The sequence below is a fragment of the Cryobacterium algoricola genome, assembly GCF_004402485.1.
GTDB classification, from domain to species: Bacteria; Actinomycetota; Actinomycetes; order Actinomycetales; family Microbacteriaceae; genus Cryobacterium; species Cryobacterium algoricola.
Genome location: NZ_SOFG01000009.1, coordinates 26,067 through 39,637, shown reverse-complemented (window position 1 = coordinate 39,637; position 13,571 = coordinate 26,067). Strand labels below are relative to the sequence as shown.

The 13,571-nt window shown below is 67.6% G+C and carries 12 protein-coding genes; 3 read left to right on the top strand and 9 right to left on the bottom strand.

Going from position 1 to position 13,571, the window contains the following annotated elements:
- From E3O44_RS05470 to E3O44_RS05450, 5 genes are all read right to left on the bottom strand, one after another.
- Complete coding sequence (locus E3O44_RS05470) at positions 1-1,788, bottom strand: peptidoglycan D,D-transpeptidase FtsI family protein (protein ID WP_241976085.1); 1,788 nt, start codon at positions 1,786-1,788, stop codon at positions 1-3.
- A gap of 65 nt (positions 1,789-1,853) precedes the next feature.
- Complete coding sequence (ftsL, locus tag E3O44_RS05465) at positions 1,854-2,513, bottom strand: cell division protein FtsL (RefSeq protein WP_134533326.1); 660 nt, start codon at positions 2,511-2,513, stop codon at positions 1,854-1,856.
- A complete protein-coding gene (rsmH, locus tag E3O44_RS05460; RefSeq protein ID WP_134533718.1) occupies positions 2,510-3,463 on the bottom strand; it encodes a 16S rRNA (cytosine(1402)-N(4))-methyltransferase RsmH in 954 nt (317 codons plus the stop codon). Before rsmH ends, ftsL begins: the two co-directional genes overlap by 4 nt.
- A 98-nt stretch (positions 3,464-3,561) precedes the next feature.
- Positions 3,562-3,993: a division/cell wall cluster transcriptional repressor MraZ gene (mraZ, locus tag E3O44_RS05455; protein WP_134446101.1), complete on the bottom strand. Its 432-nt coding sequence runs from the start codon at positions 3,991-3,993 to the stop codon at positions 3,562-3,564.
- A gap of 250 nt (positions 3,994-4,243) precedes the next feature.
- Positions 4,244-4,654, bottom strand: coding sequence for a DUF3040 domain-containing protein (locus E3O44_RS05450; protein ID WP_134533324.1), 411 nt, complete (start codon positions 4,652-4,654; stop codon positions 4,244-4,246).
- Positions 4,655-4,724: 70 nt separating this feature from the next.
- On the opposite strand from E3O44_RS05450, the gene E3O44_RS05445 reads away from it, so the two are divergent.
- A complete protein-coding gene (locus E3O44_RS05445) occupies positions 4,725-5,813 on the top strand; it encodes a polyprenyl synthetase family protein (protein ID WP_134533322.1) in 1,089 nt (362 codons plus the stop codon).
- An 18-nt stretch (positions 5,814-5,831) separates the two neighbouring features.
- Here E3O44_RS05445 and E3O44_RS05440 read toward each other — a convergent pair whose 3' ends face one another.
- Positions 5,832-6,173, bottom strand: coding sequence for an Rv2175c family DNA-binding protein (locus E3O44_RS05440; protein ID WP_134533320.1), 342 nt, complete (start codon positions 6,171-6,173; stop codon positions 5,832-5,834).
- A 237-nt stretch (positions 6,174-6,410) separates the two neighbouring features.
- Here E3O44_RS05440 and E3O44_RS05435 point away from each other — a divergent pair, with 237 nt between their 5' ends.
- Both E3O44_RS05435 and pknB read left to right on the top strand, forming a co-directional pair.
- Positions 6,411-7,721, top strand: a complete 1,311-nt coding sequence (locus tag E3O44_RS05435) for a muramidase family protein (protein ID WP_134533318.1) — start codon at positions 6,411-6,413, stop codon at positions 7,719-7,721.
- A gap of 60 nt (positions 7,722-7,781) precedes the next feature.
- The gene (pknB, locus tag E3O44_RS05430) at positions 7,782-9,731 is read left to right on the top strand and encodes a Stk1 family PASTA domain-containing Ser/Thr kinase (RefSeq protein ID WP_134533316.1); all 1,950 of its coding nucleotides are present in this window, start codon (positions 7,782-7,784) and stop codon (positions 9,729-9,731) included.
- A 701-nt stretch (positions 9,732-10,432) separates the two neighbouring features.
- Here the strand turns inward: pknB and E3O44_RS05425 are convergent.
- From E3O44_RS05425 to E3O44_RS05415, 3 genes are all read right to left on the bottom strand, one after another.
- Positions 10,433-11,803 carry a class II 3-deoxy-7-phosphoheptulonate synthase gene (locus tag E3O44_RS05425; protein WP_420897912.1) on the bottom strand — a complete coding sequence of 457 codons (1,371 nt, stop codon included), beginning with the start codon at positions 11,801-11,803 and terminating at the stop codon, positions 10,433-10,435.
- Between the two features lie 86 nt (positions 11,804-11,889).
- Positions 11,890-12,579 (bottom strand): lysophospholipid acyltransferase family protein, encoded by a 690-nt coding sequence (locus E3O44_RS05420; protein WP_134446107.1) that lies wholly within the window; start codon positions 12,577-12,579, stop codon positions 11,890-11,892.
- A 29-nt stretch (positions 12,580-12,608) separates the two neighbouring features.
- Positions 12,609-13,556 (bottom strand): ROK family glucokinase, encoded by a 948-nt coding sequence (locus E3O44_RS05415; protein ID WP_134533314.1) that lies wholly within the window; start codon positions 13,554-13,556, stop codon positions 12,609-12,611.
- Positions 13,557-13,571: the final 15 nt, after the last annotated feature.

Genomic DNA, 13,571 nt, shown 5'->3' with positions numbered 1-13,571 from the left:
TTACCAGGTACCGGGAAGGGCAGGCGCTGGAGCGCCCGATGGAACTGCCCGGTACTTCTTCAGCACCTGGCTCATGACCTCCTGGAAGATCGGAGCGGGCGCTGCAGACGTGTTCAGTTTAACAGGATCGGCGAGACTGACCGAAACGACGTACTCGGGGTCGTCCGCCGGCGCGAAGCCGGAGACCGACACGAGATACCCATGGGTGTACCCGCCGTGGCCGTCGGGCATCTGTGCCGTTCCGGTCTTCGTGGCGACGCGGTAGCCGGGGATGTTCCAGACCTTGGAGAGCCAGGCCTTCTGGTACACCATCTCGAGCATGTCCGAGGTGTCGTGCGCTGCGGAGGCCGAAACCACCTGGGTTCCCGCGGCTGCCGGGACATTCGTCATGGTCCCGTCGGCCTGGCGGCAGCCGGCCACGAGCTGGACGGGCATCCGGACGCCCTTGTTGGCGATGGTCTGGTAGATGCTCGAGACCTGTAGCGCCGTCGTGGTCAGGCCCTGCCCGAACATCGTGGCGTACTTGGTCTGCGGGTCCCATTCGTCGTAGGGGTGCAGGATTCCGGTGTCCTCGGCCGGGAAGCCCGCCTCTGTCTCGGTGCCGAGGCCGAACTTGGTCATGTAGTCGTAGCGCTGCTTGTCGGTCAGCAGCTCGCCGAACTTGGACATGCCGGTGTTCGAGGACTCGATCAGAACGCCCGTGAGGGTGAGGTGCAGGTCGGCGTGCCCCGAGCTGTCGTTGATGTTCGCGCCATTGCCCGGCAGGTACCGGTATGGCGCGACGACCTGGGTGCCGACGGTCGCCTTGCCTGCGTCGAGCACGGATGCCGCGGTGAGAGCCTTGAAGGTCGACCCCGGTTCGAAGGAGGCCGTGAACGCGCGCGAACCGCGGTCGTCCGGGTTGGCGGTTCCGTTGACGTTGTTCGGGTCGACACTGGGATAGTCGGCGACCGCGACGAGCTTCCCGGTCTTGACCTCCTGCACCACGACCGTTCCCCACGCCGCGCCGGTGGCCTGGGCCTGCTTGGCCAGTGCCTGCTGAACGAACCACTCCAGGTCGGAGTCGATCGTCGTCACGACGTCTCCCCCGTCGACCGCCGCCTTCTCGGTGACGGTACTCTGCGGCAGCCGGACGCCGTCTGCGCCCTTTTCGTAGGTTTCCGTGCCGTTGGTGCTCGCGAGGCAGGAATCCTGGCCAAGTTCGAGGCCGGCCTGGGCCTCCCCCTCCGACGACGTGAATCCGACGAGGTTGCCGGCGACCGCACCGTCCGGGTACACCCGGCCCGGTTTCTTCTCGAAGTAGATCCATGGAATCTCGAGCGCGTCGACGGCCCGGAACACCGAGACATCCACCGCCTTGGTCACAATGGCATAGTCGGAGGCCGGATCGGCGGCGAGCGACGAGGAGATGATCGCGAGGATCGCGTCTCCGGTCTGACCGGTGATGGCTCCGACCTCCGCAGCGGCCTGGGCGACGGTGACCGTCTGGTCCCCCGCTGCCGTCTTGCGGGTGAACTCGACGGCATTGCGGGGCGACAGTGTGATGTTGTAGCGCATGACCGTTCCGGCGAGCACGACGCCGTTGGCGTCGACGATGTCCCCGCGGGAGCCGTAGATGGGTTGCTCGACCGATCGGTTGCCAAGCGAGTCGGCGCTGAGGGTGTCGGCGCGAACAACCTGGATGTCGACGAGCCGGACCACGAAGAGTGCGACGATCGCGAAGAGGAGAACGACCGTGATCGCGATGCGGCGCTTACCGCTGCGCGTCGACCTGGCACTGACACCCACAGTTCACGTTCCTTACTGCGGACGGGGCCGCGGTTGTGGCACCCCGGCGCTGGCGGGAATGCGAGTTAGCGAGTCGTGGGCGTCGGGAGTCCGGCGCCGGGGGCTGGTACTGGGGCGGTCGGCGTCGTCGGCGTCGTCGGCGCCGTCTCGGTGGCTGAAGTCGTCGCGGCGCCGGCGACGCTCGCGCCCTGCCCGGTGGACTGGGCCGGCTGTGTCACCAAAGGTACGCCGGTGAGCAGTGCGTTCGGCACGAGACTCGCCGCACCGGCCTGACTGCCAGTTGCGGAACTCGGGGCGCCGAGCACGGCGGAATCGGAGAGGCGAAGGTAGACCGGGTTGGAGTTGCTGATCATGCCGATGGCCTCTGCGTTGGCCGCGAGACTCTGCGGGGACGAGACCCGGACGAGGTCTTCCGTCACGCTCTCGGCCGTGCGGGAGAGTTCCGTCTGGCTGGCCTGCAAGCGGGACACCTCGTATGCGCCCTGGGAGATTCCGACGCTCAGCAGGAGCTGCGCGACGATGATCACCGCGAGGCCGGCGACAGCGGACAGGGCGAAGGCGATCTTGGGACGCGCGCGGCGCTGGCTGCGCGTCGCGACGATCTCGATGTGGCGGAGCCGCGAGCCCGGCTGAGCCGGAGCGTCCAGGGGTTTCTGGTCGGGGGTGTCGTGCCGGGGGGCACTCTCCCAGTTCGGTCGCAGCACGCGTGCGAGATTGTCGCTCATCCGGCTCTCCTCAGTCGCTCAGCGGCGCGAAGTCTGACCGACGTCGCACGGGGGTTTCTCGCCTTTTCTTCTTCCGAGGCGAGTTCGGCGCCCCGGATCAACTGTGTGAACAGTGGCTTGTGTTCCGGCAGCTCGATCGGGAGGCCGGCGGGGGCGCTCGAGGTGGATACCCTCGCGAGCGCCTTCTTGACGATCCGGTCCTCGAGCGACTGGTAGGCCTCGACGACGATCCGGCCGTGGACGGCGACGGCGTCGAGCGCGGCGGGGATCGCGCGTTCCAGCACGGAGAGTTCCTGGTTGACCTCGATGCGCAGGGCCTGGAAGACCCGCTTGGCCGGGTGGCCGGTGCGCTGCACGACGACGGGCGTGACCTTGGTGAGGATTGCGACGAGTTCGGCGGAACGAAGGAGCGGTGCGGTGGCTCTCGCCTCGACGATCGCCTTGGCGTAGCGCGCCGCGAGCTTCTCTTCGCCGTACTCGTGGAAGATGCGGCGCAGCTCGGACTCGCTGTACGTGGCCAGGATGTGCTCCGCGGTCAGGTCGCTCGTGTTGTCCATCCGCATGTCGAGCGGAGCGTCCTTGGAGTACGAGAACCCGCGTTCGACCCGGTCGAGCTGGAGCGAGGAGACACCGAGGTCGAAGAACACGCCCTGCACCTCGTCGATGCCGAGCGAGTCGAGAGCCTCCCGGATGCCGTCGTAGACGGTGTGCACGAGGTGGATCCGGTCGCGGAACGGCTTGAGGCGTTCCTCGGCGATCGAGAGCGCCTCGAGGTCGCGGTCGAGGCCGACGAGGGTGAGCCCGGGGAAGCGGGTCAGGAAGGCCTCCGAGTGGCCGGCCATGCCGAGGGTCGCGTCGACGAGCACGGCGCCGGGCTGGTTCAGAGCCGGCGCGAGGAGCTCGACGCAGCGTTCGAGCAGTACAGGGGTATGGATTTCGTCGATGTTCATGGTCCCGGGGAGTAGTTCCTGGATCCTGATCCCCATCCGGCAGTCCTGCCACCGGGGAAGTGTGTCAGGGCGTACGGCTGGGAGTCAGGCGCCAGGTTCTAGAAGAGTCCCGGAATCACCTCCTCCGTGGTGTTGGCGAACGAGGTCTCTTGTTCGGCGAGGTAGAGGTCCCAGGCCTCGGTGTCCCAGATCTCGACACGGTCGCCCGCGCCGATCACGGTGAGCTCACGGTCGAGGCCGGCATAGCTGCGGAGGTTGGCGGGGATGGTGACGCGGTTCTGGCTGTCGGGAGTCTCCGCACTGGCTCCGGAGGTGAACACCCGGAGGAAGTCGCGGCCCTGCTTGCTCGTAATCGGTGCCTGCTTGATCTTTTCGTGCAGTTCCTCGAACGCCCGGGTCGTGAAGACGTAGAGGCAGTGTTCCTGGCCGCGGGTCATCACGATGCCGGTGGACAGCTGCTCGCGGAACTTCGCAGGAAGGATGACGCGTCCCTTGTCGTCGAGCTTGGGGGCATAGGTCCCGAGGAACATTCATCACCCCTTCTCTTCCGGCCAAGTTCAGGTGTTACTCCACTTTACTCCACTTTGAACCACGAATACCGAAAATTACACGATCAACGTGCTATTTCTTAGAAAAATACCAGATGAACAGGCCAACTCTCGGGTGGAGGAAAATTGGCTGTATATCGCGATTCGCGGGCGATTTTGGGCACAAAAAAAGGGCCGATCAGTGATCGGCCCTGCTTTTGTTGAATTCAGGTCGTGCGGTGGAGGGTGTGGGTCAGTTGCCGTCCTGGCGTCGGTCCCAGCGGTCATTGAGGCGGTCCATGAACCCGCGCCCGGACTTGCCGGACCCCGAGGTGCGCGACCGGTTGGTTCCGGATGACGACTTGCCCGTGGACGAGAATCCGGAGGAGGACAATCTGCGTGCGGCCTTGCCCGGTGATGTCGCGAGCAGGACTCCGGCGAACATGACCACGAAGCCGAGGATTCCGATCCAGAGCTGCTGCACCGCAACCCCGGCGATCAGTCCCCCGATACCGGCGACCACCGCGAGCACCCCGAGGGCGATCGAGCGGTAGTTCGGGCGGAGCGATGAACCGCCAACGGTCGCGACGAAGTCGGAGTCGTTGTGGTAGAGCCCGCGCTCCATTTCTTCAAGGAGTCGCTGCTCTTGTTCCGAAAGCGGCATCTTATTCCTCCTCTGTAGGATCACCGGTGAATCCCAATTCTAGCCCCGCCGCGATAGCTAGGCTAGGCGGGTGGCTGAAAGCAATCAACTGGTCGATCTGGTTCAAACTCGCATCGACGAATTCCTGAAAACCCGTCAACTCATTGTGACTACTGTCAGCCCGGATCTTAGCGCGCTGGTGAACTTCTCACGGCAGTTTCTCAGCGGTGGTAAGCGCTTCCGGGCGCAGTTCTGTCAGCGAGGCTGGCAGAGCGTCCCCGGCTCGGCCGCGCTGGATTCATCGCCGGTCATCGCGGCGGCTGCTGCCCTCGAAATATTCCATGCCGCAGCCCTCGTCCACGACGACATCATCGACAATTCGGACACCCGCAGGGGCTCGGCATCCGCGCACAAACTCTTCGAATCCCTGCATGCCGCAGGAGGCTGGGCCGGCGCTCCCGTCGAGTTCGGCAGGGCGTCCGCAATCCTGCTCGGGGACTTGCTCCTCGGGTGGAGCGACGAGCTCCTCGACGAGGGCCTCCAGGCCTCGGCCGATCCCGTCGCGGCCAGGCTCGGGCGCCACGAATTCAATCAGATGCGCACGGAGGTGACCGCCGGTCAGTACCTCGACATCCTCGAGGAACGAGCCTGGCTCGTGCAGCCCGAAGAAGAGCTGCTCGAACGTGCCATGCGGGTCATCGTCTTCAAGTCCGCGAAGTACAGCGTCCAGGCTCCACTCGTCATCGGCGCAGCCCTCGCGGGCGCCGACACGGCCCATCTCGACGCGCTGCGCGCCTTCGGGCTTCCCCTCGGCATCGCGTACCAGCTGAGGGACGACCTGCTCGGAGTGTTCGGCGACGCGTCTGTCACCGGGAAGCCGAGCGGTGACGACCTGCGGGAGGGCAAGCGCACCGTGCTCATCGCGCTCACCAGAACCGCGCTCGAACCGGCCGCGCGGGACTACCTCGACGGACTCCTGGGAGACCCGGGACTCGATGCGGCCCAGATCCTGTCCCTGCAGGAACTCATCCGGGCCAGCGGAGCCGTCGAGAGTGTCGAGACCCTGATCACGGACCAGGTGGCGGATGCGCGCATTGCGCTGCACGCCTCTCCGATCGCCCCCGAGGTGCGGCAGCAGCTCGAGACGCTCGCCGAAACGGTGACGCGCCGATCGTTCTGAGCGTCAGGACGCGGAAAGCTACGCGAGTGCCTGCGCGACGCGGCGGACCTCGGCCTTGCGACCGGCGAGGAGCGCCTGGATCGGCGGGACGCCGAGGCTGTCATCGACCTCGAGCAGCCACTGCATGGCCTGCTCGTCGGTGAAGCCGTCGTCGGCCAGCACGATCAGGGTGCCGCGAAGTTCGGGCAGTGGGGTGCCGTCCTTGATGAATGCGGCCGGAACCGCGATCACGCCGTTGCGGCGGATCGCGAGGAGCTGCTTGTCATCGATGAGTTGGCGCACCCGGCTTTGACTGGTCCCGAGCAGGGTAACGAGGTCGGGAATGGTCAGCCAGGGTTGATCTGAAAACGAATCGGTCACGCTCCAAGCCTCCCATGATTCCCGGGCGACGACAAACACCGAATGCCCCGACGCAGGTTCGATGAGGCCCGGATGGGGGTCATTCCGATTGACTCCGGCGGTCATGTATGCCAGCGTTGAAGGTCGTGGACAAGTTAACGCTCGTGGACACGTTGAAGGTTGTAGCCAGTCTCAAGCTCGAACGGCAGTTTTCGGCTCGACAGCATCTGAGTGTCAGATCAATCTGAATGGAGCGTCATGACAGCACAGTCCAGCAGAATCGTCCGACCACCGACCGGGAGTGAGCCCGCCCCCGCCCGGCGCCACAAGTCCACCGGTGTCCGATCCCGCGCACTCGGCCTCTTCGCGGCCCTGCCGCTCGCCGTGGTCTGCTCGGTCGCCATCAGCCTCAACCTCGCCTCTCCCGCCCAGGCCGCAACCCTGAGCCGGAAGCCGCTCAAGGTCCCCGCCCAGCTGCCGGCATCCGCTCCCACCGGCGTCCCTGCGCAACGCGTTCAGTCCGAGGCGGCCCCGAGCCAGTACACGGTCGTCTCCGGTGACACCGTGAGCGGGATCGCAAGCCGGTTCGGCCTCTCGACCGCTGCCGTGCTCGCACGCAACGGCCTGAGCTGGTCGACGAAGATCTTCCCCGGCCAGCAGCTCACCCTCGCTGACGGCGCCGCCCCCGCGGCGGCCCCCGCGCCCACCCCGGTTGCCAGCGAGCTCACGCGCTACTCGATCGTGACGGGAGACACCATCAGCGGCATCGCCGCCGCACACGGCATCTCGGTCGCGGCCGTGCTGAGCGCCAACGGCCTCGACAGGGCCAGCATCATCTTCCCCGGTCAGTCCCTCGTGATTCCCTCCGGTTCCGCCCCTGCGGCGGCGGCCCCTGCGGTTGCGCTCGCCAGTGCGACGACGGCGGCCCCCGGCGCCCGGCACACGATCGCAACGGGAGAAACCGTGTCCATGATCGCAGCGGCCACCGGAGTCTCCATTCGTGCGATCCTGCAGGCGAACAACCTCGGCTGGTCGAGCATCATCTACCCCGGCCAGGAGCTCTCGATCCCGGCGGCCGTCGCGGAATCGGTCGCGGTCGCATCTGTCACCCCACTGCCCGCGCCGACACCGGCACCGACCGCCGCTCTCGGCCAGGTGACCCCTCTCTCCGACGAGATGCGAGCCAACGCCCGGATCATCGTGGCGACCGGGCGTGCGGCCGGCGTGAGCGACCAGGGCCTCGTCGTCGCCCTCGTCGCCGCCGCCCAGGAATCGGGGCTGCGGAACGTCAACTACGGGGACAGGGATTCGCTCGGTCTCTTCCAGCAGCGACCGGGCAAGGGCTGGGGGTCGCCGGACCAGGTGATGGACCCCGTCCGCGCGAGCCTGGCGTTCTTCGGCGGCGCAGGGAACCCGAACCCCGGGGTCACCCGCGGACTCCTTGACATCGTCGGCTGGGAGGGGTTGACCGTCACCCAGGCGGCGCAGGCCGTTCAGCTCTCCGCCTTCCCCGACTATTACGCGAAGTGGGAGACCTCTGCCCGATCCTGGCTGGCAGAGCTCGGCTGATCAGCCGTGCTTTGCGAGTGTCCGGCAGCAGATCCGCCCGCTTCTCCCTAGACTCGACTGGTGAGCGATAGTCCTGCCGATCCGATGATCGGCCGTCTGATAGACGGCCGATATCAGGTGCGCTCGCGAATCGCGCGCGGCGGAATGGCGACCGTTTACCTCGCTACCGACCTGCGCCTCGAACGCCGGGTGGCACTCAAGGTGATGCACGGTCACCTCGCAGACGACAACGCCTTCAAGGCGCGATTCGTCCAGGAGGCCCGCTCGGCCGCACGCCTGGCGCACCCGAACGTCGTCAACGTCTACGACCAGGGCCAGGACGCCGACATGGCGTACCTCGTCATGGAGTACCTGCCCGGCATCACCCTGCGCGACCTGCTCAAGGACTACGGGCGCCTCACGAGCGAACAGACCATCGACATTCTCGAGGCGGTGCTGTCCGGCCTCGCCGCAGCCCACAAGGCCGGCATCGTGCACCGCGACCTCAAGCCGGAGAACGTTCTGCTCGCGGACGACGGACGGATCAAGATCGGCGACTTCGGGCTCGCCCGTGCCGCCAACAACAACACCGCGACCGGGCAGGCACTGCTCGGCACGATCGCCTACCTCTCCCCCGAACTCGTCACGCGCGGCATCGCCGATGCCCGCAGCGACATATACGCCCTCGGCATCATGACCTACGAGATGCTCACCGGCGAACAGCCCTACGTCGGCGAGGCGCCGATGCAGATCGCGTACCAGCACGCCAATGACACGGTGCCGATGCCGAGCCTGCGCGTCACGAACGTTCCGCACGAGCTCGACGAGCTCGTCAGCTGGGCGACCGCCCGTGACCCCGAACAGCGTCCGCGGGACGCGAAGGTCATGCTCGACCAGCTTCTCGACGTCGAGAAGCAGATGCGCCCATTCGAAGGTGAAACCGGCGTGCAGCAGACCCTGCTGATGCCGAGCGCTGCGGCCGGGGCCCTCGCCGACGCGGACACCATGATCTTCGGCACCGCGGCGCCCGTAGCCGGCGCGACGGCACTGCTCCCCGCACCCGTCGTGAAGCCGCCGGCCGACGCCGAGCTGCTCAGCACAAAGACACGCCGCCGCAAGGTCCGCGGGTACTGGCTGTTCACGCTGGTACTCCTGCTCGCCGGCCTCGCCGGCGGCACCGGCTGGTACTTCGGCAGCGGGCCGGGGTCGCAGGTCGAGGTGCCCGCCCTGATCTCGGTCGCCCCGGACGCGGCCGCCGCGCAGCTCGCCGAGCTCGGCCTCCAGTCCGCTCTCGCCCAGCAATACAGCGGCACGGTTGCGGCAGGACTCGTCGCGAGTACCGACCCCGGAGAGGGCGGCCACGTCAAGAAGGGCAACGCGGTCACGCTCTACGTCTCGCAAGGGCCGCAGCCGATCACGGTTCCCCCGCTCGCCGGCCTCAGCACGGATGCCGCGAGTTCCACGATCACCGGGCTCAATGCCCTGGTCGGCACGGTCGACCAGGTCTTCTCCGGCGACGTCGCCTCCGGCATCGTGATCTCGGCGTTCCGGGAGAGCGACGGCTCGGAGGTCTCCCAAGGCGGCCCGTACTTCGAGGGTATGAAGGTCAACCTCGTCGCCTCGCTCGGTCCGGTTCCGGATGTCTCGGGCAAGTCGGTCAACACCGCGACCTCGCTCCTGAAAGACAAGGGGCTCGTCGCCACGACCGGCGACTCCGTCTACAGCGACACGATCGACGAGGGCAATGTTGTCAGCGCCGCCCCCCAGAAGGATGGCCCGGTCCGCGCGGGCGACACCTACGTGCTCACGACGTCGAAGGGTCCCGCGCCGATTCCGATCCCCAACGTCGTGGGCAAGCCGTGGAACGAGGGCAAGAAGATCCTCACCGATCTCGGTTTCAAGCTCAGCTACAACCTCGGTGCCGATGCTATCGCGCCGCTGCTCAACATCCTCTCCACGGACCCTGCAGCGGGAGCGGCGGCTCCCAAGGGCAGCACGATCGCCCTCAAGCCGACGAACCCGTTCGGCTAGGGTCCCCCGCCGCCGCCGCCACTCGGCGCTGCGCGCCAGAACCGCCGCTCCGCGCCAGGCATGCCTGGCGCGGAGCGGCGAAACTGGCGCGCCCGGGTGTGACGCAACCGGCAGCACCCGCTCACGGGGCGAGTGTCGCCGCTCACGCCGGGTGTCGCAGCTCCGCCTGGTAGTTTCGGCGTGAACGGCGACACCCGGCGAGTAGCCGTGCACGCCCGACGGCCCAGGCCGAGCGCGGGCGCGCGGCCAGCACAGGTGCGCGCGAGCGTCCGTGTGGCATGCCCGCAGCATCCGCTCGCGCGGCGAGAGTCGCCGGATACTCCGAGTGTCGCCGCTCTGCCGGGTACTCTCGGCGACAACAGCGACACTGAACGAGTGGCCGCGCACGCCCCACGGCCCAGACCGACCTCAGGCGCACACGAGCGTCCGGGTGCCTAGCCCGCAGCATCCGCCCGTGTGACGAGTGTCGCCGGCGGTACACCGACAATCGGCAACAACGGCGACACTCGGCGACCAGCCGCGCACGCCGGACGGCGCTGGCCGAGCGCGGGCGCACGGCCAGCGCAGGCGCGGGCGAGCGTCGGTGTGTTTCGCGCACCCCGCATCCGCTCGCCTCGGGAGAATCGCCGGATACGCCGAGTGCCGCCGTTCTGCCGGGTACTTTCGGCGGGAACGGCGGCACTCGGGGAGACCGCTGCGGGTCAGCGGGCGGCGAGCTCCTCGGCGACGAGGAAGGCGAGCTCGAGGGACTGCATGTGGTTGAGCCGCGGGTCGCAGAGCGACTCGTAGCGGGTGGCGAGGTCGGCTTCGTCGATGTGCTCCGAGCCGCCGAGGCACTCGGTGACGTCGTCGCCGGTGAGCTCGACGTGCACGCCGCCCGGGTGGGTTCCGACGGCGCGGTGGGCCTCGAAGAAGCCGCGCACCTCGTCGACGACGTCGTCGAAACGACGCGTCTTGTACCCGGTCGGCGTGGTGACGCCATTGCCGTGCATCGGGTCCGTGATCCAGAGCGGAACGGCCTCGCTCGCCTTGATCGCCTCGAGGAGCGGCGGGAGCGCGTCGCGCACCTTGCCTGCTCCCATCCGGGTGATGAAGGTGAGGCGGCCGGGTTCGCGGTTCGGGTCGAGCTTGTCGACGAGACGCAGCATGTCGTCCGCCGAGGTGCTCGGGCCGAGCTTGACGCCGATCGGGTTGCGTACCCGGGAGAGGAAGTCCACGTGGGCGCCGTCGAGGTCACGGGTGCGCTCGCCGATCCAGATGAAGTGCGCCGAGGTGTTGTACGGGGTGCCGGTGCGGGAGTCGATCCGGGTCATCGGGCGCTCGTAGTCCATCAGCAGGCCCTCGTGGCTCGTGTAGAACTCGGTGCGACGCATCGCCTCGAAGTCCGCACCGCACGCGATCATGAACTTGATGGCCCGGTCGATCTCCTTGGCCACCTTCTCGTAGCGCTGGTTGGCCGGGTTCGCGGCGAAGCCCTGGTTCCAGCTGTGCACCTGGCGCAGGTCGGCGAAACCGCCCTGGGTGAACGCGCGGATCAGGTTGAGCGTCGACGCGGCCGTGTGGTACCCCTTGACCAGCCGGGCCGGGTCGGCCTCGCGGGACTCCGGGGTGAAGTCGTAGCCGTTGACGATGTCGCCGCGGTAGGCGGGCAGGGTGACGTCGCCGCGAGTCTCGAAGTCGCTCGAGCGCGGCTTGGCGAACTGGCCGGCCATCCGGCCCATCTTGATCACGGGCATCGAGGCGCCGTAGGTGAGCACGACGGCCATCTGCAGCACGGTCTTGACCCGGTTGCGGATCTGCTCCGCGGTCGCGCCGCTGAAGGTCTCCGCACAGTCGCCGCCCTGGAGCAGGAAGGCGTGGCCGGCAGCGGCCTGCGCGAGCCGGTCGCGCAGGATGTCGACCTCGCCGGCGAAGACGAGGGGCGGCTGCGTCGACAGTTCTGCGGATGCCGCAGCGACGGCTTCGGAGTCCGGCCAGGTCGGCTGCTGCTTGATGGGAAGCGTGCGCCAATAGTCCAGACCGGCGATCACAGCTTCATCGGCCACAATGACGGGTTCGGTAGTGTCGACCACAGGACTATCTCTGTTTTCTCTTTGTTGGCGCGCGGAGTGCGCACCAGGGGACTGGGCTGGTTCGAGCCGGGGTGGGATACGCGATCTTATCGCGAAAGACTGGCGCGCTTTTCCTTGACGCTCGTGGCGTACACGTCGACGTACTCCTGCTTGCTGAGCGCCTGGAGCTCGTACATCAGCTCGTCGGTCACGCTGCGGAGCACGAACCGGTCCCCCTCCAGCCCCTCGAAGCGGCTGAAATCGAGCGGCTTGCCGATGACGATCCCGATCCGACGGATCTTCGGGATCCTCGTACCGGTCGGCATCGCCTTCTCGGTGTCGATCATCGCGACGGGGACGACGGGCACCCCGGCCTCGAGGAGCATCCGGGCGACGCCGGTGCGGCCGCGGTACATCTTCGCGTCCGGGCTGCGGGTGCCCTCGGGGTAGATGCCGAGCACCCCGCCGCCGGAGAGGACCCGCAGGCCCGTGTTGAGCGAGTCCTCCGAGGCCTTGCCGCCGGAGCGGTCGATCGGAAGCTGGCCGGTGGCCTTGAAGAACTGCTTCGTCGCCCAGCCCTTGAGCCCGGTTCCGGTGAAATATTCGCTCTTGGCGAGGAAGATCACCCGGCGCGGCACCACGAGCGGCAGGAACACGGAGTCGATGAACGACAGGTGATTGCTCGCGAGGATGACTCCCCCGGTCTTGGGGATATTCTCGAGGCCGACCACCCACGGCCGGAAGAGCCCCAGAAGGAGGGGTCCGACGACAATGTTTTTCATGATCCAGTAGAACATCGGTCGCTCTTTTCTTGCGTCGGCACAGCCTAGACCGGGAAGACGTGCTTCCGCGCGAGGTCTGCGGCACCGACAACTCCGGCATCGTTGACGAGTTGGGCAATCGCGAATTCCGCCTCGGGGTGGTAGCCCCGCGCGGGAAGGTTTTCGAGGTACGCGGTACGGATCGGTTCGAGGAGCAGCTCGCCGGCGTCGGCGACTCCCCCGCCGAAGACGAAGATCTGCGGGTCGAGCACGGCCGCGAGGGAGGCGCAGGCCTGGCCGAGCGCGTCGCCGAGCTGGCGGAGGGCCGCGAGGGCCCCCGGGTCGCCGTCCTGGATCAGGCGGCCGACGTCCTTGCCGCTGAGCTTGCCCTTGCGGGCACGGGCGGATGCGAGGCCGAGGCCGATGCCACCGGCATCCGCCAGGGAGTTGGCGATGCGGAGCAGGGCCCTGCCGGAGCCGTACTGCTCGATGCAGCCCTGGGCGCCGCAGCCGCACGGGAGGCCGTCCGGGACGATGCGCACGTGGCCGAGCTCGGCGCCGCAGCCGAAGCCGCCGCGGAACAGGCGATCGTTGGAGACGATGGCGCCGCCGACGCCGGTGCCGATCGTGAGGGTGACCATGTCGCTGTAGACCTGGCCGGCGCCGAAGCAGAATTCGGCCCAGCCGGCCGCGTTCGCGTCGTTCTCGATCAGGATCGGGAGGTTGAGCCGCTCTTCGAGGGTCGCCCGGAGCGGTTCGTTGCGCCAGTTGATGTTGGGGGCGTAGTAGACCGTGGACTGCGCGGAGTCGATGAAGCCGGCCGCCGCGACGCCTGCCGCGATGACGTCCTCCCCGACGGCGAGCTTCTGGATCATCTCGACGACGGCGTCTTCGATGGCCCGCGGGTCCCCTGCGGTTGTGGGCGTGCGCTCGGAACGGAGGATGGTGCCGAACTCGTCGACGAGGGCTCCCGCAATCTTCGTGCCGCCGATGTCGATTCCAATGGCGTGCACAGCCGGCCTCTTTCG